Here is a 403-nt window from a genome sequence, read left to right on the forward strand (position 1 = left end):
CCCGGCGCCGGCCGCGCTGCTCGGCGGGGTCGTCGCGCACGTCACCGGCACCGACCCGGCGACCGACCCGTGGTCGCCCGGCCGGTCGGTGTGGCCGCTGCTGGAGCTGATCGACGAGGCCGTCGCCGCTCCCGGGGACGACCGGTTCACCGCTCTCGCCGCGCACCTGGAGCGGGGTGGGCACGGCCGCCGCTACGCACTCGCCCGCACGCTGGCCGGGCTGTTCGGCTCCTACGCCACGCACCGCCCCGAGCTGCTGCGCCGCTGGCGCGCCGGGGAGGACGCGGTGCCCGCCGACCTGGTGTGGCAGCCGGAGCTGTGGCGCCGCCTGCACGCCGCGCTCGGGGTGCCCGGTCCCGCCGAGCGCCTCGACGACGCGGTGGCCCGCCTGCGCGGAGGCGCC

Annotated in this window: 1 protein-coding gene; it reads left to right on the top strand. The window is 80.4% G+C overall.

Annotated features, from left to right (window positions below; translation table 11 throughout):
- Window positions 1-403, top strand: a 403-nt coding sequence (locus GTW08_RS28385) for an exodeoxyribonuclease V subunit gamma (RefSeq protein WP_161152772.1), incomplete at both ends; no start/stop codon positions are given.

The organism is Pseudonocardia sp. SID8383, from assembly GCF_009864975.1.
Lineage (GTDB): Bacteria > Actinomycetota > Actinomycetes > Mycobacteriales > Pseudonocardiaceae > Pseudonocardia > Pseudonocardia alni.